Raw genomic sequence first — 545 nt, forward strand, 5'->3', positions numbered from 1 at the left:
AGGGCCTCGGCGCGGCCCTTCACGATCGCGATGGTCTGCGGCAGGCAATCCCCATCCAGGACCGTCTTGCCATCCCGGGCCTCCTTGTTCTTATTCGCCCGGCGCATCATCAGCACCGCCTCAGCCACCGCGGTGGCTTCATCCAGCAGCGACGCGTTCGCGATCGGCAGGCCCACCAGGTCCTGGACCATGGTCTGAAAATTCAGCAACGCCTCCAACCGGCCCTGCGAAATCTCCGGCTGGTACGGGGTATACGCGGTGTACCAGGCCGGGGCCTCCAGGATGTTCCGGCGGATCACCGCAGGCGTCACCGTGTCGTAATAACCCTGCCCGATCATCTGCACAGCCGTCTTATTCTTCGAAGCCAGCTTCCGCAAAGCGGCAAGAACCTCAACCTCACTCAGGGCATCCTCGAGGGCCAGCGGCTTGGCCTGCCGGATGGAGTCGGGGACGGCAACGTCCACGAGGCCGTCAACACTGTCATAGCCGACGGCCTTGAGCATGGTGTCAACATCGGCCTGGCGGCGCGCACCGATATGCCGATC

1 pseudogene is annotated in these 545 nt (G+C 64.0%); it reads right to left on the reverse strand.

The features are described from left to right. Positions 1-545: pseudogene (locus QK290_RS18545) on the reverse strand (glycine dehydrogenase (aminomethyl-transferring)); the annotation flags it as partial.

The organism is Pseudarthrobacter sp. AL07 (assembly GCF_029960665.1).
Classification (GTDB): Bacteria; Actinomycetota; Actinomycetes; order Actinomycetales; family Micrococcaceae; genus Arthrobacter.